Here is a 21,322-nt window from a genome sequence, read left to right as displayed (position 1 = left end):
GAATAACGGATGGGCTCTAGGTGCCTCGGATGCTGCAAGGAAGATCTTCGGGAAAATCCAGAAATCATCCTGTTCGCCAACGGCCATGCGGAAGTACTTTAACCTGAACTTACAAATAGATGTACGCGAAATCCTCCCATTGGTCCAGCAGCCCACACTGGTTTTACACCATTCAGACGACCGACAGGTTCCGGTGGCAAATGGTGAGTTCATTGCCGATCGAGTGCCCAACGCGCGTTTCGAAGACTGTGGTCCCGGCGGACACTATTTCTGGGGCGAAGACAACGGACTAGTGATAAACAAGATTAGATCGTTTCTACTAGAAGACAAGCAAGTTACTGTGAGCTCGGAAAGAGTCCTTGCTACATGTTTGTTTTTCGATCTTGTAGGATCGACGAAAGAAGCACATTCTCATGGTGACCGTCAGTGGCGCGCGGTCTTGGACCGGCACGATGAACTTGCAGGAGACCTTATTGAGTTGTTCCGGGGCCGCTTGATCAAATTAACAGGTGACGGGCTGTTGGCGACATTCGATGCCCCAGGGCGTGCAATTGAATGTGCGCTCACTCTTCGCAAGAAACTACTCGACCAAAGATTGGTTTCTCGAGCCGGGTTGCACAGCGGTGAAGTTGAAATGCGCGGCGGAGACATCAGTGGATTGGCGGTTCATGTAGCTTCAAGAATTGAAGGGCGCGCGGCACCGAACCAGATTCTGGTGTCGCAGACCGTTACCGACCTTACAATTGGAAACTCCGCCTTCCAGTTCCGTGACGTTGGTGCGTTCGCGCTAAAAGGGTTCGAAAAAAAATGGAACTTGTTTGAGGTTATCGCGAGCTAAGGTTCAGGAATGACGCTTTTGTCCGCACAAGCGCACAATTAGAAACACGCATCGATCAACTCTTATCCGACCTTGTGGGCCTTCGTTCGCGGCGCAACGAACGGCAGCTCTCAGGACTAGGTCGAGAGAGGACGATCGTCCATACGGTCTTGAATCCACGCACACTCAAATGACCGCTAAGGATCGCGTGCACCGATCAGGCACCAACCAAAGTTTTGGGTCGGGATGCTGCGCCGCTGCAAGTTTGCTACGAGACTTTCTCGGTCATTCCCAATGGATCGGAGCTTGTGTCGAGGCTGTTGCTTGAGTAATTTTCAAGCGGCGGCCTTTTATGTTAGCGTGCTGCAACATCTATCTCTCAGCGGTGCAATAAGGGGCTTGCTGCATCAATAGACGGACTTCCCAAATAAGTAAGTGCTAAAGCTAATAATATTCAGTAATACTGACTGGGTTATGAATACAGGATTTGTAATGTCTTTTATTTATACTAAAAAACTCATCGAAGAATTAAGAAAATACGTGACTCAGACCATTCGCCTTTCCCAGGTAATTATTGCCAATCTATTGGTATGCATCGGAACAATACTCTATGGGGTTAGCATTAGCGACGCCAAAATGTCCGCTGATTGGGAAGCTAAACGCGCGCAGTATAAGGAAGTCGGGAAGCAAGCCTGTGACGGCCTTTCCGTGTTTAAAAAACTCAAGAAGCAGGCCGACCAGGGAGATGAAATGGCGGCCTATTGGGTCTATTACACAATGCGCACAAACAAATGCAAAAATCGATCATTGAGTCCGAAGGAAACACACAAATACCGCCTCCAAACTTTAGCCTCTGGTTATCCTATAGGACTACGCTTTATCGGCAAAGACTATATGTTTGGCTATGGAGTACAAGTGGACACGCAAAAGGGCCTCGATCTGCTAAAAAAATCTTTAAGCCTAGGTCATGAAATGTCGGCTGGTGAACTCGCTTATATTTATGGGCGCGGGCGCGGCGCGCCAAAGAACCCTGAGCTTGCTCTGAAATACTATGAACAAGCCATTGAAATGGGAGTAAGTAGTCGTAATTTAGAAGTGGTAAAAAGGCATTTTTCAAGCAATCTCAAGGAAGAAGCCACACGGATAGAGCAACGTTATGGAAAGCAAAACAAGGACAACACAATCGCCTCCCAAAACAACGATCTAGACGTAAGACGGTTTGCTGCCCTAGTTGTATCTCAAGGTGATGGGGGCTTTGGTTTCTCTAACGACTATTCAACAGAACATGCTGCAAAAAACCGGGCAATCGACGAATGCCGCACTCGAGGTGGGCAACAATGTGATGTAGTTTTGCTAGGTGAAGGCAAAGGCTGCATGGCTTATTATTACGCTGGCGGAATGGCCACGGCACATGGTTGGTCCATGGGCCCGACGCGGGATGCGGTACAGGAGCGAGCCTCAAACGAATGCAGGAAACGCAACAACAATCAGGCCTGCACAGGTTATGCCTGGGTATGTAACGACCGCACGGAACAAGCCTTCAATGTGATTTTGGAAAAGCCGATGCCCGTAGCGGCAACGCCGGGCCAGTGTTTTCAATACATGTATGCCTATTGTGAAAGGTCTGGCGATAGCAGAAAGAACTTTTTTGCAGCGCCTAGAAACACGTTTGATGTTTCCGACTGCAAAAGCGAAATCGACACCAATAGTGTTATTCGGGTAGACTACAATTTTAAGAAGAATGCATGGTTCAAATTCAGTGAGACGGAATGGTACGGTTCGGCACGCTTGGCAGCAGCCGAAAAGCAACTCAAGGATTTTCGTTCAAAAATAGCACGCGAATTCCCTGCTTGCAGAGCCAATACCGCAGCTTATTTCGTCTCTCGTACGAATGGCGGACTGGCCGATACAATCCAACGGGCGCAGCAAGACCCACACACGACTGTGTTAGCCGACTGACTGAAGAAAACCGCCTTCTGACATGGGTAAGGCAAGCAATTGAATTGAGCCTTTTCAATGAGAGTATCCTACTGTCTGTGTATCCGATCTGGGCTCGCGGTTTCCGGCACAGTCACGCATGGCCCCGGTCAATCAGATCTGTGCATTTCTGTTTGAACGGGGCATTCCGCTTCGCGAGGGACTGCGGGCTTTGACAAAAACTCTCAAAACCAATCGAGATCAGCGCAAGATATGAGATAGAAGACATCAACCAGACAGAAGAAAACCGCGTCAATGTTATGCATTGAAAACACATTGCTGCAACGAAAGTCCGTATAGCCGGTATTTGGTGGCCTCCCGTATTTGCGGATGCAACCAATGACTGTTTCGCCGGAGTGCAACGCAGCATCTTTTCGGAAGGTGAATGACCGCTAATGGGATGTACCGGCTGCTTCACCCCGCAGGTTAGGCTTGGCCTATTTCTGCATGATGGAGAAGTAGCATGGCGAAGACAGACTTTGATGAGCTGATGTCGATTGGCATCGATATTGGCAAAGACACGTTTCACGTCGTTGGTTTCGATACGGACGGGCAGCTTGTTTTGCGAAGGCAGATCAAACGCCTGGCGTTGATTGCGGTATTCGAGAAGCTGCCGCGATGTATCGTCGGGATGGAGGCGTGCCTGAGCGCCCATTTCGTGAGCCGGTCTCTGCGTAAGATGGGTTTCGAACCTCGGATCATTCCTGCGATCTACGTGAAGCCTTTCATCAAAGGGCAGAAGAACGATTACAACGATGCGGAAGCGATTGCCGAAGCAGCATTGCGTCCCAACTTGACCGTCGTTCCTGAGAAGAGTCAGGAGCAGCTCGACCTGCAGGCGCTCCATCGCGTTCGTTCGCGTCTGGTGTCGCGCCGGACGGCAACGATCAACCAGATCCGCGCCTTTTTGATCGAGCAGGGCATCACGGTGCGCAAGGGTTTACGCGCCCTAAAAAACTCCTTCGAAACGATCCTGAAGGAACGCAAGGACGAGATTTCACCGCGCATGCGCACGATTTTAATCGGGCTCTATGGTGATTGGCTATGGCTGGACGAGCGGATCGACACGGTTTCGAAGGAGATCGAACAAATTAGCCGAACCGAAGAGAACTGCGTCAACGTCATGACCATCCCCGGCATTGGCCCAATGATCTCGACGGCTATGGTTGCAGCTGTCGGCACAGGTGAAGCGTTTGAGCGAGGTCGCGACTTTGCGGCCTGGGTTGGGCTAGTGCCTCGTCAATACAGTACCGGTGGGCGAACGGTCCTCGGACGTATCACCAAACGAGGCAGCCGATACCTTCGAATGCTCTTCGTCCAAGCTGCCAAGGTCATTCTGATGAGAACAAACAGGTGGCTGGACTTCAGTTTCGGCGGGTGGTTGACCAAAGCGGCGGAGAGGATGAACCGAAACAAGCTCGCGGTCGCTCTGGCGAATAAGCTGGCCAGAATGGCTTGGAGCATCCTGCGACACAAAACGGCGTTTGATGCGCCAAGAGACGAGGTAGCCATCGGTGTTTAGGCCGGATCGGCCCAAAGGAGTTCGCGATAGATAGAAAGCATGGAACGGAATAATTACGCCCCCAGAGTCTGACGGCCCTTTCGGTCAACTTGGACCTTGCCGCTAATTAGATCAAGGCGCGTGCGTAACCCCAACAAGGCCACGACCCGCGTGTCGATCAATAGGCCGGATACATATGAGCGACTTCCGAGAACATGCTAAAAATCATTTGCGAACAGCAGCCGGTACATACATCAGGGCCGGAAGCGTCGACGCATTCAGGGCTGACGAATGTCAGCTAACGTCAAACGGAGCACACTAGGCGCCAGTCCGGTCACAGCCCATAAGAGCCGTTTCATGACAGGGCGGTGCGCAGTCAGGTGGAACTGGCGGCAGCAACCTTGAACAGAAAAGCTATTCACCTGGCTAAAAAAGTTAAAAATTGTTTATTTTCAATATCTTACCAAAAAACGCGTAATGTTTATTATGGAACCTGCCGTCGGCGAAAGGGGCAAGATTTGTCGCTTGCAATGGCTCGGGTCACCCTAGAGGTCTCGAAGAGTCGAGACAGTCACATTCAAAAACTCAAAGGAGACCTAATGTCCACAGCTATCGAATATCTCGCAGGCCCTTATGCGGTCGTGTACCACGCTTGGCATAATCCGATACATACGCTGTTTCTCTGCGGTGGTGTTTACTTCCTCGGGAAAGACTTCCTGACTTGGCTTGAAAATCGGTTCTTATCGTAGATCGGAGATCCGTCGCTTTCTGTCCTCAGAAGCGATAGCAGGACGTAAGCTTTGCTGCCTGTCGGGTCGCCAACAGCGACCCGGCAACAACCTTTTTGTGTAGATCACACAAAACTTGCGTGTCCGCCAAAAACTCGCTAACCGTGTCGCTACACACAAATTTTGCGTGAGACGGACATGAAGATCAAAGAGCTGCGTGAGAAGATGAACTGGAGCCAAGGCGACTTGGCGAAACTGCTCAGCAGGACACAACAGACCGTATCCAGGTGGGAGAGCGGAGCCACAGAACCGGGCATCGACGCGCTGCGAGACATGGCAATGATTTTCGGTTGCAGCGTTGACGACATTCTCGGGCTTGAAGGGATAAGCCCGAGCAACAAGCTCACCGTTTCAATTCCACATGCAGACGCGCTGGCCGAAGAATTCGACGGCTGTTGGGGAAACCTGGGACTTAAAATGAAGGACCGGGAACATATCAAATGGTATCCGATTTCTGCCTCGCAGCGCGATGAGATCAGAGACGCTCTGAACGGCGAAATCCTTCAAACGCAAGTGAAGTGGTTCACTGTCACAACGCTCAACAATCGCGCACTGATCGTGAACCCTAAAGCTATGCGCCGGATCTGGCTGCTTGCGGAAGAACACGACGAACCAGAGAACGGAGATTTTGTCGACATCGGCGACGCGATCACGGGATGGCCTCTCGAACTGTACCGCGGCCTTAGTGATTGGGCTTCATGCGACGATGAAAAAGCCTGGCAGAAAGGCACCTCCAAGAAGTACCGCTCTGCCATTGCTGCCTTTGTCTCTGAAAAAAATCTTGACCAAGAGAGTGCGCTAGACCTTGTCCATAGCGCCCACATCTTCGACATCGACGGCAACGAAACCTCCTATTGGGTGGACGAGCAAAATGCCTACGATGCGATAAACGCAATTGACGCGGGCGAGGGAGAGCCCCCGGCCGCATTTGAATTATCCCATCAATTCGGCGAGTTTGAATCGTTCTTCCCGGCCGCGAATATCGCACTGATTGACATGCCATTGCTCGACATCATCGATGTGCACAAGAGCATGTTGGAAGAGTACGAAAACGAAGCGCTACAACAGCAAAATCGCTAGTTGCTTGCACAAAATGAAACCCCGCCAGCGTCCGCAGGCACTGGCGGGGTTGTCGGTCAGAGACAGCCCACGGGCTATGGCGTTTCACCGCGTGGCCGGGGAAATCGCCGTTCGAAGGGGCGTCGTGTGCTTCCGAAAGCAACCAGATCCGGCACGTAGCTCTAGGTTCACTCGTCAGTTTCGGCTAGGTCTTTGTCGAGTTGAGCGACCATTTCCCGTAGCTCCTCGACGGTGACGATCAACTGGCAAAGCTTCCGGGGCTCCCTCTCGTCGGGCGCGTTGTCTGACATGACATCAATCGTCACTGGTGTGCCGATTTTGAGCTGATCTGGGAAATACCCCGCAGAAGACGGTGCGAGGTCACCATACCTCAGATACCGATCAGAAACGATGCAGTTGATCGTACGCTTACCTCTCCTGTTCCAGATTCTCTTCCAGGTCGAAACAGGGAAACGGGCAACATTGTTGTCTTTGCTCATTCGGACTGATCCCCCCCGATTAATTTGGTCCATGCGTAGTGTTCAACTAAGTTGACCGTCAGACTCTGTTCTCTGGCATTGGGCTGACATGTAAAAACCTAGCCTAATATAATGATGCAAGAATACGATACTGCTTTAAAATAAGCCTGATTGGCAGAAGTTGAGCACAACTCAAGACATGGATACGTTCCTCGAAACGCTGTTCTCACCAGACGTCTTCAAGATCCTCATTGGGGCATCTGTTCCCATCGTTGGTATTTTTATAAGTCAAGCTCTGGGGATCTACCGCGATCATCGTTCAGACAAAAGGAAACGCGAACGTGAAGCGCGTTTCTTGGGGCTTAAGCTCATAATTTTATTAGAGGATTTTTGCGGTGACTGCTATGGAGCTGCAATGAATAACGTTCCAGAATTTGACGCTTCTAACCCGTCGCGATTTCAGTTTCAGACAAAGGAACCTGACCTATTTCTTCCTGAGAAAGCGGCCTGGGAGTTATTCGATCCAAAGCTCACTGAGCAGATTTTGTGGCTCGAAAGCAACCTCAGAAATATCAAGGAAGCGCATGCGTCGCTAAACGCATTCCCACCGGATTACGATGATCTCTTCGAGCATCGAGCTGAGGACTACTCCATGCTTGGAATAAAAACACTCGATCTAATTGCGAAGATCTGCAAGAGGTACCAATTCAAGACACCTGCACGGCCGGGTTATTATGACCCGCGAGAAGGATTCGAACGTCAGCTCAAGAAGATTAGTAAATTTTGGCAGGAAAAAGCGGACTCGCAACGCAAATTGTTCGAACAAATAGACGAGACCATCGCCCCGCAGGCTGGCGAGTTTGCAGAACAAAAGGGTTCCGATCGTAGTCCGCCTGCTCGGTAGCATTTAGGCAATGTGGACCCCCGTCGCCGCAACGGCCAAAACAACAAATACGTGTTTGACACAACTTCTCAGCATCTTGAGCGTCGCCCAATCCATGATTGTCACGATTTAGAGGATGCTAGTTTCAACCTTCAAATATCGGTAAAAACCCTTTGAACGTTTAAAAATTCGCGATATATATCTCAACGCGCATTCCTTTGCGTAACTTTATATGTGCCAGTAATTGAAACGGAGTAATCGAAATGCGTAAGACAATTACTTTTTCGTTGGCATTAGTCGCGTTCTTGGGTGGGACCGTTGCTTTTGCCGCTACATGCGCGGTAAGAGAAGGATGTTTTAACGAAAAACGTCAATACGTTTGCGCATGCGATGCCTGCGCAAGAAAAGCGGGCTTTTGTTAAGGTTAGAAACCTAGCGAATAACACAGTTTCGCATTGGTCTCTTAAGAAAAACGATTCCCTGCCAGCGTCCGCAGGCGCTGGCTGGGTTGTCGGTCAGAGACAGCCCACCGGGCTATGGCGTTTCAGCGCGTGGCCGGTCACCGCAACTCGTTGAGCTTGTTCTGCAGGCGGGCACCATCCGGCGTCGCGAGCAAATTGAACACGTCCTTGTTTGCCTCTTTCGGGTTCAGTACAAGCCAGTTGTCGCCGGTCACTCGGGTTTTGCCGCCCTCGGCCTGGAACGTGAGTTCAACGAATGAAACCGGTGCCCCCTTGGTCCGGTCTTTCAGCGGGTTATTGTCGTTGACGTTGGCCGGGAGCGTCTTGTTGAACAGCACCTTGCTGTCCGTTTCACGAGCAACCTTGAAGCCAAGCGTTGGCCGCATGAAAATGGCCTTTGAGGCGGCTTTGGCGGCCGCCATGTTCTTGGATGTTACGACGGTGGGCTTGTTTGCCTGGGAGAATGCAGTGGTTCCGCCATCAGTGGTTTGACATGCCGCCAGGAAGGCAGCCGCACAGGATGCGATCAGGAATTTTCTCATAAGTTTACGGTCCTCGTGTTGGGGAGCTGGATCTCATTTGTTCCGTCGCCGGAACGGGGGAACGGTCTGTCAAGGTCGCCCGGGTTCCCGGTCGCCGGCATCGGGCAACCTTGACAGAGCGTGGGGGCGAGCCCCCTGCCCTTGGAATTTGTCTGGCGGAACGCCAGTCCGCCGCGCACCAGAAATCAGCCTGACCATCAGGTCAGTCCGCTTTCCGGCTGGGGCTGTTTCAAGAGCCCGAAGACGGATTTGTGAAGGTGAAGCTTGCCTTGGCGGGCACGTGTCAGCATTCCGGACACGAACCCACCCGGATTGGCAACGGGGTTGTTCGGGTCGGAGAGGCGGCGTTCGGTGACGATGATGCAAACGGACGCGGCGGCCGGGCCTGTTTCGCTGCGCAAGCTGGTCCAGAGCGCCGGACTAAGACCAAGATACCCGGCCGCTTTCGCGGCGGCCCTGTCGAGAGCGGTCCAGTTTGCCTCCCTCTCTCCGGCCTCCAGTTGGATCATGTCCTGCATGAGCGGGCTGGCAACATTCATCACCTGATCGAGCCGGATGTGTTCGATCCCGGTGCTGGTAATTCCGACTTTCGGCCTCACCTTCGCACCAGGGGGCATATTTTCGCGGTGCGCCTGCCCCCTCCTCCCTTCTTCCATGCCGCCCGCGTTAGCGGGCTCCGTTTGCAGGATAACTTCATCGCCGTCCGGCGATGTCCGTTCGCCATTACAAGTCCCTACGGGATTTTGCCTTGTATCTTCCGTATATAGGTGCCGGAAATCTTGTTCCGCCTGGGCGGAAATTTCTTGATCGAGAACCGAGGTCAAAGCTTGTTTCAGGCGTGCAATCTCGGCCTCCAGTTCCAACCGGAGTGAACACACGGCAATCGTCGGCCAAGCCGTCTTGCTGAAGCTCCGCCCGGGGATCCTGCCAAGGAGGTTTTCGGCCGATCTGATGAGATCGGCGCTGCAGTCATGAGCATGAGCCTGTTGCGCCAGATAGCACAGCACACGGCGCAAGCATCTGATGCGGCCGGTTTCAGAACTCCGCAACTGAAGTTCGAACGCATCTGCCTCTCCCATCTTTTCGATGTCCGCAAACCGTTCGATGAGCGGCGTAAGCACGATGCCGTAAGCATCGACGAGTTTCCCGGTCTCGTCGCGCTTGGCATATCGCCGGTGGTTTCCGGAATCATTCCAGAGGATCAGACCTTTCCGGGCAAGACTGGCCTCGTAATTTCGGATCGTGCGTTCCTCAACATCGAAGTGCGCCGCAAGGGTCTTGACCTGGGAGTAGGCAACCGGTGTCCTACCCTGCTCCCAGTCCTCGGCCTGGGTCATGCAAATCTGATGCTCAAGGTAAGCGAGCACAGCCGGCTTGAGGTCGAGAGCGCGACGCGCCCGTTTGAGGGCCTTGATCACGTCGATTTTGGTCTTGCCTTTCGGCAGACCGATCGAGGGGACGAGGATCCCCGATGAAAATGCGCGGCGGTGTTTTGCGGCTTCTGCAGCGTCAATCCAATCCGGATGCGACGGGTATTCCAACTTGCTCAAGTCCAGCTCCGTCCCCCTACCCTATGGTTGTGGATAGACAATAGAAATCCGCCCGCAAAAATTGCGGCCAGGCTTGTCAAATTGTCTTGGGGGAGCTACAAAACCAGCGTTCTAGACTTACTTAGGTAAGGCTCCCCCCTGGATCCGACTTGTCGGGTCTGGGGGTTTCCATTTTTAGCCCCTGAACAGGGCCTTTAGTGTTCTATCTCCATTCAAAATCACCGAATTGAAGCTCTGCATTGCAGCGAATCAGTTCAGCAACCTTGCGTCCATAGGACTGGCAATAGTGAGAGCAACTTTCAATTTAGTTTGAGAACGGCGGAGCTTTTTTCGCAACTTTTCTGTGAAGGAATATTAAATTGTACTAAAACAAATAAGAACGTACACAAACGGTCAAATTATAATTATTTACCTTCTGCAATATATTTCTATCGTTTTTCATTATTTCTCAGAAAACATCGCTGTAATTACTTGTTAGCCGTTGCAATCATTGATAGAATCTCCCTAGTCAAAAGGAGACCTTATCGATGAGCCCCGTATTCAGGGTTGCAGTTATTGAGGGAACGCGTCTAATCGCCCTTGCAGCAGGGGCGACATCAGCCTTTCTACTCACCGCGTTTTCAATTTCACTGCTCAATGTTCCTTACTCTCTCTTTTACGGCCCTTTGCCGATTGAGGAGTGGCTATTAACAGCTATTGCCGCGGCTATCGCTGTGGCGCCGGCCGTTTTCGTTGCCTACGTTCCGTCTTTCGCCGCCAGCGCCTTCGACATTCGTTTTTCGACACGCAGACTGTCTCAGCGCGAAAAAGAACTCGTCGCCAAGGTCGAAGCCGTTCTTGAAGACTGTGCAAAAAGGAGCGGGATCAAATTGCCCAAGATCGTTTGGCGGGTTCAGGACATTGGGGAAATCAATGCCATGGCCTATGCCCATAACCGGGTGTGCTTCACCAAGGGCATCCTGCACAAGTACGGCGACACCCAGGCCGGCATCGAGCGCCTGGCCGGCGTTGCGGCCCATGAGATCGGGCACCTGCGAAATTGGGATACCAGGATCAACATGCTCCTGCATTACCTGACCTTGCCGGTGAATTTCGGCATTGGCCTCGCCAACGCCACCATCAACCGTATTCCGATCATTGGCCTGATCTTCACATTGGCGACGGTCGTCTTCAGGCTTCCGTGCGACATCGCGCATTTCCTGAACGGGTCCACGTCACAGTTTCAGGAGTACCAGGCCGACAGGTTCGCGGGAAAGCTGATGAACGGCGTCGGAATATCGGAGTTTCTGGAGGACATTTCGCACATGAGCGAACTGCCGGGCGACAAGTTCTCCGACTGGATCATGCGCACCCATCCGCCGACCGAGCTCCGACACGACGAACTGACGCGCGAAGCCCGGTAACACCTACCCGCACATTCTGGATCTTTCACAGCACGTTGACCTTCTCTCGCCGTGCCCCTTCCCCATTACTGACTCAAAGCGAAAACCATGAATATCACTGCCTTTCCGCGCCCTCCGAAACGCCCCAAGCCCCTTGAGCCGAAAACTTGGTGTGTGCCGGTAAACTTCGTCTTCGATGACGGCACCGCACTTTCCCTTCGCCTGGCTGAAAAGTCGGTCCAGTATTTGGAAAACCGCCTTTGGTCCGAAGACAATGAGAGGCACTTCGTCATCTTCCAGACTGTCGAAGAGGTTGTTGCGCTCAATGCCCGGCGCTTGACGCATTGGACGCCCGATATGGAAGAACTCAGCATCGTTGAGTACGCGGAACGACAAGAAGAAGATGAGGACGAACCGGAGCCGGTTTCGGTTCACTGCGCCAACCTGGCCGGACCAATCCAACTCTGGTGTGTAGAGGAAAAGGAAGGCGACGAACCGGAGCCGGTTCGAACCGCTATGATCGATCTGGACGACGCAGACAGCCTAGGCCAGCCGTTCTTGAGGGTCACGGATTCCAGCTTGCAGCCGTATTACTTCCGGACAAACAGCGTGCTCCTGTTTCGGGTGCCACAGTGGATCATTCCAGGCTTTTCCGACTGAGCCGCCCGACGTCACACCATCACGACGAACCGGCAGACGCGTTCGCTGCCGCATTGTCTCGTCAGTCCCCCAACGACAGAGAATAGAATATGGCCGATTGGCTCGATGTGTGGTCCATCCTGGGAAAGGAACAGGGCCGCATAATGGCGCTTACAGCCTGCTGTGTAGCTCTTTCGACCACCGCCTTGGGACAATTTCATATCTCAAGATACGGTCCGAAGCACAACTTCTCTCTGAACGATTATATCTCGATAGTTATACTGCCGAAGGTTCAAGTGATGTTAGGATATATTTATAATAATAATTTACATATCAACTACTCTATGGCTGGCATTGATTTCCTTCTCTGCTAATTTTATCAAAACCATCAAGCTCTTCCTCAGTTGGCAGGGCCGTCATCAGGAAATCTTCCAACTTTTCTTGCATCAATTCAAGTACCTCAGTAGGTAGATCTGATTGCGTCAAAACTCCAAGTTCTTGTTTTCGCGCAATCTCCATGAACTGCCTAATTGGAAGCATAGGATCATGGGCATAAAGAGTTAGGAGAAGCAATCTCAATAAACGTAAGGGTGTTTCCTGGAGGTAGGCTGACGCCAAGTTGGGTTCACCAATTCGGTTCTCTTGTTGGTGAACATGTTGTTCAAGTGAAGCTAGTCTAGCCTCCAGATCTGTCAGGGGTGTTTTTATACGATCAACCAATTTGCATCTTCCAAGTCATTGCACATGCCTGAGGCAATCATTTTTGCTTCCGTTCGAAAACTGCTGGAAGCAATTCTCGTTACTAACGTCTTTGCGTTTCGGACTTCCAAACATCCCGAAATAGCCGATCCCACCTCACCTGGCGTCCTCGCATGTTTTGTAAATTCACCACCGTATTCTATCCCGATTGTGCAGATTGAAAAAGCTTTCGCCAACCATTTTGGCGTGACAGTTCCCGCGCCGCCTCATGGAATGTTCAAGGTTCTGAGCCTTGCGGAACGAGCCACAGTCAATGCTTATGAACTGCAATCTCTGGTCCGAACAGATGAGTACCTCGCGGTTCGGTTTCCACCGCTATTCGGCGATCAGAACGGCGTCTAGCAATAAACAAGCGTGATTGGTGCACTCCGCATAGACCAACCGACGACACGGCGCGAAAAGAGTGCGACTACAACGGCAATAAAAGCAAAAAACTTTTTCTCTCGCGGCATAAGTGATAGCTGCGCTTATATGTCCTCCCTAAAGTGGTTGCGAATCTCGCAAAATACCTATGCGCTTCTTCTAATTGTTAGTTTTCCTAAGAATTTACTTAGGTTTGAGACCTCTTCCTCTCCTTTGAGAAAGCTAACCAAACCTTCGGCCATCGCGGTAATTGGTTGGCGATAAGTCGTAATATTGTAGTGCGGACTTGCCGCCTGCGGCACATCATCGAAACCTGTAATCGCGATTTCTTCGGGAATTTGCATGCCGAATTCGTGTCGCAATGCGTCATAAGCTCCGATCGCGATCGCATCGTTTTCACAGACGAGTATGTCCGGCCGTTCCGAAGCGCTCAATGATTTGAAATGTTGCGTCACGCAGTTGTATGCCAATTCCGGGTCATAACTGTTTGGCGAGATAAATCCGGGCCGCACTCCCTTGACTGTCTCCCAGACGCTTAGGAACGTTTCCTTGCGCATCAAGTGGGCTGATTGCAGTTGCGGTCCGGCGACGAATAGCGGACGCTGATACCCCTTACCGATCACATGGTGAGCAATTTCAGACATTGCCGAACGATCGTCGCAGCAAATCGATACCGTGTTCGGATTTTCCGAAATGCGAGCAAAGACCACCAGCTTCTTGACGCGGCGTGCGCCAAGCGCGGTTTCAAGTGCCTTGTCGTCGAACCCACTGCCAATCAGCACGGCTGCGTCAACGCGCCTCTGGCTGGCGGTCAGAAGTGCGGCTGAAGCGTCATCAGGGTCCAGCGTGTTGACGAGAAGAGAGTCCCAGCCGCTTTTTCGAAGAACCCTGGTGAGTCTTTCCAGCATGACAAGTTTGTGAGGGTTCGCGAAGTCGTCGACCAATAAGGCAACAAGGTTGCTCCGGTCCGACGCCAGACTGGACGCCAGAAGGTCGGGGACGTAACCCAGCGCATTTGCTGCATCGATGACCTTTTCGCGCGTTTTGCGCGAAATGGATGCGTCTTTCTTGAAAGCGCGGTTGACTGTCCAGCGTGAGACGCCTGCCGCTTCGGCCACATCGTCTGCGGTCACGGTCGGCTGGTTTGACTGGAGATTTTCTTCAATCTTGGTCATCCGGCATTTTGAGTTTCAATTAGAGGAAATGTCAACAATTTGCTCGCGCGAGCAATTCGAGATGCACCCGCGTGCAAAAAATTCTTGCACGCGGGTGCAAAACTCGCTAGCTTTCAATGACCATGCTGGGAGGACATGGTGAAAGACTGCTTCCAATCGCAGTCTGTCACTTTGCTTCATCTACCAATTCTAAAGGCAGAAACGCCCACGGTCATGGAGAGCCCTGTCGCCCGCGACAGAGGGACTGACGCCGACAAATGTGTCGTCATCTTCGTCTTGGCGGTTGTCGCCGCATATGGATTCTGAAAGGGAGGAACTGATGAAAAGACTAATTGGAACACTCGCGGTCACTGCAGCTGCTATTGCCATTGCAGGCACGGCACTTGCTGCGGATATCATTGTCGTTGCCCACGGCCAGGCAAATGATCCATTTTGGTCAGTGGTCAAGAACGGTGTCGAAAAGGGTGGCAAAGATTCCGGCGCGAACGTTGAGTTTCGCTCACCTGAAACTTTTGACATGGTGGCCATGTCGCAGTTGATCGATGCGGCCGTGAACCAGCAGCCTGATGGTCTCGTCGTTTCGATTCCGGATGCCGATGCGCTCGGCCCCTCCATTCAGCGTGCTGTTGCCGCCGGCATACCGGTGATCTCGATGAACTCCGGCTCCGACGTTTCCGAAGACCTTGGCGCACTGCTTCATGTCGGTCAGGACGAATTCGACGCCGGCAAGGCCGCCGGCGCCAAGCTGGCGGAAATGGGTGGCAAGAAAGCGATCTGCGTAAACCAGGAAGTCGGGAACGTGTCGCTTGACCTTCGCTGCGAAGGGTTCGCCGAAGGGTTTGGCGGTTCGGTTACCGTGCTGCCGACAACCAACGATCCTGCTGAAATCGAGTCGAAAGTATCGGCCGCACTGGCATCGGATACGGAAGTGGACACCGTCATGGCGCTGGGAGCTTCGACTGCTGGCGAACCGGCGGTTGCGGCGGCAAAGAGTTCTGGCCGAGAGATCCAGGTTGCCTCCTTCGATCTTTCCGCGAGCTTCCTGCAGTCCATTGTTGATGGCGATGCGGCCTTCGCAATCGACCAACAGCAATTCCTGCAGGGTTACCTTCCAGTCGTGTTCCTCTCACTTAACGCCGATTTTGGTCTGATTCCCGGCGGCAACGTTCCGTCGGGGCCGAACCTGATCACCGCTGACAAGGCAAGCCAGGTCATTGAATTGTCCGCTCAGGGCATTCGCTAATCAGCCACATGCGTGGGGCGCTGCAACAATGTTCGGCGCCCCATTTTTGTAAAGAATGGGAGAAGGTCGTGAGCGACGAAGCTGAACAAGTTCCCGACGAAAGAATAAAAAGGGAAACCCTGACCGCGCAGGTAATGAAGCAGCCTGAGCTCGGTGCAATTGCCGGTTTGGTGCTTGTCACAGCATTTTTCCTGCTTACCGCCGACAAATCGATGTTCACTCTGGCTGGTTTCATGAATTTCATGACACCAGCCGCCCAACTTGGCATTCTTGCGATTGGCGCATCTCTTCTGATGATAGGCGGGGAGTTCGATCTGTCGATCGGCTCGATGGTCGCCTTTGCCGGTCTCTTTTTTGCTGCCTGCACTGTCACTTTGGGTTTGCCGCTCATCATCGCAATCCCGGCCACGTTCATCTTCGCTGCGCTCGTCGGATCCATCAACGGTGCCATCGTCATAAGATCCGGACTGCCCTCGTTCATTGTCACGCTGGCATTTCTTTTCATCCTACGAGGCCTGTCGCTTGTTGGTCTTAAGCTGGCCACGGGTGGTTCCACGCAGCTTCGGGGTGTGCGCGATGCCACTGAAAGCGACTGGCTAACGCCCTTCTTCTCCGGCGACGCGTTTCAGGGTCTGTTCACCTACCTTGCTGATGCTGGTTGGATTGGCACTTTTCAAAATGGAACACCCAAGGTTCCGGGAATCCCAGTTGAGATCATCTGGTTTGTGTTGATCGCGATCCTCGCCACATACGTTCTTCTCAAAACACCCGTCGGCAATTGGATATTTGCTGCTGGTGGAGATCGCATGGCAGCATCGAATTCGGGTGTACCTGTCAACAAAGTGAAAATTTCACTTTTCATGGTGACTGCGTGCTGCGCGGCACTCGTCGCAATCATTACTGTCATGGATGCAGGGTCGACCGACGCGCGACGCGGCTTCCAGAAAGAATTTGAAGCCATTATTGCCGCAGTCATCGGAGGCTGCCTCCTGACGGGGGGATATGGTTCCGCGATTGGCGCATTCTTTGGCTCAATCATTTTTGGAATGGTTGTGATCGGCCTTACCTACACCGGCTTCGACCAGGATTGGTTCCAGGTGTTTTTGGGCGGCATGCTCCTACTGGCTGTTCTGTTCAACAACGCCATCCGCAAGCGTGTGACAGGGGAGCGCTGATCATGTCCGAGCCAATCATCCATATGGAAAATATTGAAAAGCACTTCGGAAACGTGATCGCTCTTGCCGGAGTGAGCTTTGATGTCATGCCAGGCGAGTGCCATTGCCTGCTCGGTGACAACGGCGCTGGCAAGTCGACCTTCATCAAGACGATGTCGGGTGTGCACAAACCCAACTCGGGTTCGATCCTGCTGGACGGCAAGCCGATGTCGTTCAACAGCCCGCGGGATGCCATGGAAGCGGGTATCGCGACCGTCTTCCAGGACCTTGCGATGATACCACTCATGTCGGTCACGAGAAACTTCTTCATGGGCCGCGAGCCCACGAAGGGAAGCTTTCTATTCAAGCGATATGATGCCAAGCGTGCCAACGACGTCACGATGGAAGAGATGCGCAAAATGGGCATCAATCTGCGGGCGCCGGACCAGGCTGTCGGTACTCTTTCCGGCGGTGAGCGTCAGACAGTTGCTATAGCGCGCGCCGTTTATTTCGGTGCACGCGTCCTGATCCTGGATGAACCGACTTCGGCTCTTGGCGTCCGTCAGACCTCCAACGTGCTGGCTACCATAGACAAGGTTCGCAAACACGGGGTTGGTGTTGTCTTCATCAGCCACAACGTCCGCCATGCGATGGCTGTTGGTGATAGATTCACTGTGCTCAACCGTGGCAAGACGCTTGGGACGGCAAAGCGCGGTGAAATAACACCCGAGGAATTACAGGACTTGATGGCTGGCGGTCAGGAATTGGCGCAGCTGGAAGGCTCCCTGGGTGGAACGATTTAGTTCAAGGAAAAAACGACATGTCGGAGCAATTCGATCTGGCCGCTTGCGCGGAAATGCTTTGGTGCGACAAGCCGATAGAATGGCGGGCCAGTCATCTGAAGGAATTGGGTTTTGGGGTTGGACTTTGGAACTGGCCCAGTCACGACCTTGCGGCGCTGGAAAAGACCGGCGCTACGTTCACCATCATGAACGGCTACCTCGAAGGCCGGCTGGCGGATGAAGAAGGCGCCGAAATTCTGATCCGATCCGCACGGGAAACTGCCCAGGTTGGCAAGCGGCTCGGCGTTCAACGCCTCAACCTGCATGGCACTGGGCTTGGTGATGGCGGAATCCCGATCTGGCAAACTGACGTGGTGTCGGGCCCAATGTGGCTCAAAGCGCGGGATACTCTGCACCGTATTTGTGATCTTGCTGAGGAAGAAGGGGTGGTTTTCACACTCGAAAACCTCAACCTCCTGGATCACCCGGGCTGTCCCTTCGGATCGACATCCGATGTGCTTGCACTGGTGTCTTCAGTCGACCGCCCGCAACTGCGGATCAATCTCGATCTCTACCACACACAAATTGGCGAAGGTGACGTCATTCGCTGGTGCCAAAAGTGCTTGCCCTGGATTGGCGAAGTGCAGGTTGCGGACAATCCGGGACGCTGTGAACCCGGCACCGGCGAGATGAACTATGCCCGCATCGCAAGAGCGCTGTTTGAAATGGGATACAGCGGCCCTGTCGGTATGGAGGCCTTCGCAGCCGATGATGCCGAAGCAGCGTTGGCCGCATTCAAGACTGCATTCACTCTCTAACTCTCTTTGAGAAAGCAAAGACCAATGTTGAAAGTTGGACTTCTCGGCGCAGGCCGCATCGCAGGCGTTCACGCCACTGCCATTTCGACCAATCCCGAAAGCACTCTGGTGGCCGTGTCGGATTACATCCCGGAGAACGCCAGGAACCTCGCGGCGCAGTATGGCGTTGAGGCGCGTACGACGGAAGATATCATCGCCGACAAGAGCATTGACGCGGTCTTGATCGCAACTTCAACGGATACGCATTCTGACCTTATCGAGGCCGCCACGGCATCAGGCAAGGCAGTGCTATGCGAGAAACCGGTCGATCTGAGCCTCGACCGTGCTCGCGCTTGCCGCGAGGCCGTTTCGAACACCGGCCGGCCCGTCATGATCGGATTCAACCGGAGATTCGATCCAAATTTCGGAGCGGTCAAAGCCGCTCTGAACGCGAACGAGATTGGCAAGGCCGAACTGCTGTCGATCACGTCCTTCGACCCAGCGCCGCCGCCGGTTGCCTATATCAAGGTCTCCGGCGGGCTATTCCGGGACATGATGATTCATGATTTTGATATGGCCAATTTCATGATGGGTGAACCGCCGGTTTCGATCATGGCGACAGGCTCTTCCATCGTGGATCGCGAAATCGGCGACGCCGGTGATGTAGATACCGCGGTAGTCACCATGACTTATGCCGATGGTCGCATTGCCGTCATCAAGAACTCAAGGCGCGCCGTCTACGGGTACGACCAACGGCTTGAACTTTTGGGATCTGAAGGGCTTTTGCAAGCCCAGAACATGATTGAAAACACAGTAGTGAAATCGACTGCCACCGGAGTGAGCGGCGCTAAGCCCACCTACTTCTTTCTCGAAAGATACATGCCTTCCTATGCGGCCGAATGGGCTGCATTTGTCGAGGCTCTTAGCAGCGGCAAGGCACTCCCCGTGACACTGGACGACGGCATAACCGCGCTCGCCATGGCAGAAGCTGCAACCCGTTCGGCAAAAAGCGGTCAGCCGGTGAGGGTTGACGATGTCTGACACTGACACTCTGGACCTGATCACGATCGGCCGCTCCTCGGTCGACCTTTATGGCGCCCAGGTTGGGGGGCGTCTGGAGGACATGGCGTCCTTCAACAAGTATATCGGCGGCTCGCCCACCAACATGGCCTGCGGCACGGCTCGGCTCGGCCTGAAATCCGCGTTGATCACCCGCGTCGGTGACGAACACATGGGCCGTTTCATCCGCGAGGAACTGGAACGGCACGGTGTCGACACACAAGGCGTAATCACCGACAGGGAGCGGCTCACCGCGCTTGTGCTGCTCGGCATCCGCGACCAGGAACAGTTCCCGCTGATCTTCTACCGCGAGAACTGCGCCGACATGGCTCTTGGCGAAGGTGACATCGATCCTGCATTCATTGCCTCCGCCAAGGCCGTGGTCGCGACCGGCACGCACCTCAGCCATCCGCAGACGGAAGCTGCCGTTCTGAAGGCATTGAGGCTTGCCCGCGAAAACGGCAGCCGTACCGCGCTCGACATCGACTACCGCCCCAACCTCTGGGGCCTGTCAGGGCACGGCGACGGCGAGAACCGCTTCATCGCCTCCGACAAGGTGACTGCCAAGCTGCAATCGAGCCTGCATCTGTTCGACCTGATCGTGGGTACGGAAGAAGAGTTCCACATTGCCGGTGGAACCACGGACACGGTCGAGGCACTGCGCAACGTGCGCAAGGTGTCGGGGGCGACGCTGGTCTGCAAGCGCGGACCGATGGGGGCAACCGCCTTCGAAGGCGCGATCCCCGACAGCCTCGACGAGGGCATTTCCGGTCCCGGATTTCCGATCGAGGTGTTCAACGTTCTGGGGGCCGGCGACGGCTTCATGTCCGGGCTGCTGAAAGGCTGGATCACCGGCGAGGACTGGGTCACGGCGCTGACCTATGCCAACGCATGCGGCGCGTTTGCCGTCTCCCGGCACGGCTGCACGCCGGCGTATCCGAGCTGGGAAGAACTGCAGTTCTTCCTGAAACGGGGTGTAAAGGACAGGGCCCTGCGCAAGGACCCGGAACTGGAACAGATCCACTGGTCCACAAACCGGCACCGGCTGCACGGCGGCGACTGGTCGACCATGCGTGTCTTTGCCTTCGATCACCGTATTCAATTGGAGGAGATGGAAGGATTCTCGGAAGAAAAAGCCGAGAAGTTTAAAACGCTTTGCCTCGACGCGGCCCTTTCGGTCGCGGACGGCCAGCCGGGCTATGGCATCCTGTGCGACAGCCGAATTGGTCGCGAGGCGCTTTATCGGGCCGCCGGAACCGGGCTTTGGATCGGTCATCCGGTGGAGTGGCCTTCCTCCCGGCCACTGACACTGGAACCGGAAATCGGTCCGGATTTCGGCGGCCTGGCCGAATGGCCGACGGAGCATGTGGTCAAGGTGCTGTGCTTCTACCATCCAAATGACACCGACGCGATGAAGGCCGAGCAGGAGGACGTCCTGAAACGGCTGTTTGCCGCCTGCCGCCGGAACCGGCTGGAAATGCTGCTGGAGATCATCCCCTCCAAGGTTGGTCCGGTTGATGCCGACACCACGGCAGATATCATCCGCCGTTTCTACGAGATCGGCATCTATCCGGACTGGTGGAAGCTTGAGCCAATGGCAGATGCGGAAAGTTGGGCAACAACAGTCAATGCTATCAACGAAAACGATCCTTTTGTCCGTGGCATTGTGGTTCTCGGTCTAGACGCTCCTGAATGGGAATTATCAAATAGCTTTGATATTGCGGCTCGATTCAGCCTTGTTAAGGGCTTCGCCGTCGGTCGGACAATTTTTGGAGACGCAGCAAGATCTTGGTTGAAAGGCGAAATGAGCGATGGTGTCGCGGTCAAACATATGGCGGCACGGTTCAAGCGGTTGAGTGAAATTTGGGACAATGCTCGCGCAGAAGCGCGTGTCAACGAACTCCAGGGAATT

The 21,322-nt window shown here is 53.6% G+C and carries 19 protein-coding genes; 14 read left to right on the top strand and 5 right to left on the bottom strand.

The window, feature by feature from the left end; all coding sequences use genetic code 11:
* The 4 genes from Q666_RS54150 to Q666_RS54130 form a co-directional block, all read left to right on the top strand.
* Window positions 1-838, top strand: an 838-nt coding sequence (locus tag Q666_RS54150) for an adenylate/guanylate cyclase domain-containing protein (protein ID WP_031269018.1), incomplete at its 5' end; no start/stop codon positions are given.
* Window positions 839-1,309: 471 nt separating this feature from the next.
* Window positions 1,310-2,776 carry a DUF4189 domain-containing protein gene (locus Q666_RS54145; RefSeq protein ID WP_023000182.1) on the top strand — a complete coding sequence of 489 codons (1,467 nt, stop codon included), beginning with the start codon at window positions 1,310-1,312 and terminating at the stop codon, window positions 2,774-2,776.
* A gap of 481 nt (window positions 2,777-3,257) precedes the next feature.
* Window positions 3,258-4,316 (top strand): IS110 family transposase, encoded by a 1,059-nt coding sequence (locus Q666_RS54140; protein WP_023000180.1) that lies wholly within the window; start codon window positions 3,258-3,260, stop codon window positions 4,314-4,316.
* Between the two features lie 905 nt (window positions 4,317-5,221).
* Entirely contained in the window at window positions 5,222-6,163 is a 942-nt protein-coding gene (locus Q666_RS54130; protein ID WP_035909162.1) for a helix-turn-helix transcriptional regulator, read from the top strand.
* Window positions 6,164-6,330: 167 nt separating this feature from the next.
* On the opposite strand, the gene Q666_RS54125 is transcribed toward Q666_RS54130, so the two are convergent.
* Entirely contained in the window at window positions 6,331-6,642 is a 312-nt protein-coding gene (locus tag Q666_RS54125; protein ID WP_031269016.1) for a hypothetical protein, read from the bottom strand.
* Window positions 6,643-6,820: 178 nt separating this feature from the next.
* Here Q666_RS54125 and Q666_RS54120 point away from each other — a divergent pair, with 178 nt between their 5' ends.
* Complete coding sequence (locus Q666_RS54120) at window positions 6,821-7,525, top strand: hypothetical protein (RefSeq protein ID WP_023000176.1); 705 nt, start codon at window positions 6,821-6,823, stop codon at window positions 7,523-7,525.
* Between the two features lie 538 nt (window positions 7,526-8,063).
* Here the strand turns inward: Q666_RS54120 and Q666_RS54115 are convergent.
* Both Q666_RS54115 and repC read right to left on the bottom strand, forming a co-directional pair.
* Window positions 8,064-8,507: a hypothetical protein gene (locus Q666_RS54115; RefSeq protein ID WP_023000175.1), complete on the bottom strand. Its 444-nt coding sequence runs from the start codon at window positions 8,505-8,507 to the stop codon at window positions 8,064-8,066.
* 197 nt (window positions 8,508-8,704) lie between these two features.
* The gene (gene repC, locus Q666_RS54110) at window positions 8,705-10,057 is read right to left on the bottom strand and encodes a replication initiation protein RepC (RefSeq protein ID WP_023000174.1); all 1,353 of its coding nucleotides are present in this window, start codon (window positions 10,055-10,057) and stop codon (window positions 8,705-8,707) included.
* A gap of 527 nt (window positions 10,058-10,584) precedes the next feature.
* On the opposite strand from repC, the gene Q666_RS54105 reads away from it, so the two are divergent.
* Complete coding sequence (locus tag Q666_RS54105; protein ID WP_081713323.1) at window positions 10,585-11,460, top strand: M48 family metalloprotease; 876 nt, start codon at window positions 10,585-10,587, stop codon at window positions 11,458-11,460.
* Window positions 11,461-11,547: 87 nt separating this feature from the next.
* The gene (locus Q666_RS54100; protein ID WP_023000172.1) at window positions 11,548-12,099 is read left to right on the top strand and encodes a hypothetical protein; all 552 of its coding nucleotides are present in this window, start codon (window positions 11,548-11,550) and stop codon (window positions 12,097-12,099) included.
* 321 nt (window positions 12,100-12,420) lie between these two features.
* On the opposite strand, the gene Q666_RS66010 is transcribed toward Q666_RS54100, so the two are convergent.
* Window positions 12,421-12,798, bottom strand: coding sequence for a hypothetical protein (locus tag Q666_RS66010; RefSeq protein ID WP_152533405.1), 378 nt, complete (start codon window positions 12,796-12,798; stop codon window positions 12,421-12,423).
* A 24-nt stretch (window positions 12,799-12,822) separates the two neighbouring features.
* Here Q666_RS66010 and Q666_RS66005 point away from each other — a divergent pair, with 24 nt between their 5' ends.
* Window positions 12,823-13,179 carry a hypothetical protein gene (locus Q666_RS66005; protein ID WP_152533404.1) on the top strand — a complete coding sequence of 119 codons (357 nt, stop codon included), beginning with the start codon at window positions 12,823-12,825 and terminating at the stop codon, window positions 13,177-13,179.
* Between the two features lie 167 nt (window positions 13,180-13,346).
* Here the strand turns inward: Q666_RS66005 and Q666_RS54085 are convergent, their stop codons facing one another.
* Entirely contained in the window at window positions 13,347-14,375 is a 1,029-nt protein-coding gene (locus Q666_RS54085; protein WP_023000169.1) for a LacI family DNA-binding transcriptional regulator, read from the bottom strand.
* A gap of 319 nt (window positions 14,376-14,694) precedes the next feature.
* On the opposite strand from Q666_RS54085, the gene Q666_RS54080 reads away from it, so the two are divergent.
* The 6 genes from Q666_RS54080 to iolC form a co-directional block, all read left to right on the top strand.
* Entirely contained in the window at window positions 14,695-15,618 is a 924-nt protein-coding gene (locus tag Q666_RS54080; protein ID WP_031269014.1) for a sugar ABC transporter substrate-binding protein, read from the top strand.
* 68 nt (window positions 15,619-15,686) lie between these two features.
* Window positions 15,687-16,793 carry an ABC transporter permease gene (locus tag Q666_RS54075; protein ID WP_023000166.1) on the top strand — a complete coding sequence of 369 codons (1,107 nt, stop codon included), beginning with the start codon at window positions 15,687-15,689 and terminating at the stop codon, window positions 16,791-16,793.
* A gap of 2 nt (window positions 16,794-16,795) precedes the next feature.
* Complete coding sequence (locus Q666_RS54070) at window positions 16,796-17,575, top strand: ATP-binding cassette domain-containing protein (RefSeq protein ID WP_023000165.1); 780 nt, start codon at window positions 16,796-16,798, stop codon at window positions 17,573-17,575.
* 17 nt (window positions 17,576-17,592) lie between these two features.
* Window positions 17,593-18,372, top strand: coding sequence for a TIM barrel protein (locus tag Q666_RS54065; protein WP_023000164.1), 780 nt, complete (start codon window positions 17,593-17,595; stop codon window positions 18,370-18,372).
* 24 nt (window positions 18,373-18,396) lie between these two features.
* Entirely contained in the window at window positions 18,397-19,392 is a 996-nt protein-coding gene (gene iolG / locus Q666_RS54060) for an inositol 2-dehydrogenase (RefSeq protein WP_023000163.1), read from the top strand.
* Window positions 19,385-21,322: 5-dehydro-2-deoxygluconokinase (iolC, locus tag Q666_RS54055; RefSeq protein WP_023014579.1), on the top strand; the 1,938-nt coding region annotated here is incomplete at its 3' end. The genes iolG and iolC, both read left to right, overlap by 8 nt.

The organism is Labrenzia sp. C1B70 (assembly GCF_000475395.1).
GTDB lineage: Bacteria > Pseudomonadota > Alphaproteobacteria > Rhizobiales > Stappiaceae > Roseibium > Roseibium algicola.
Note: the sequence above shows the minus strand (reverse complement) of the source record. Positions and strands in the feature narration are given on the sequence as shown.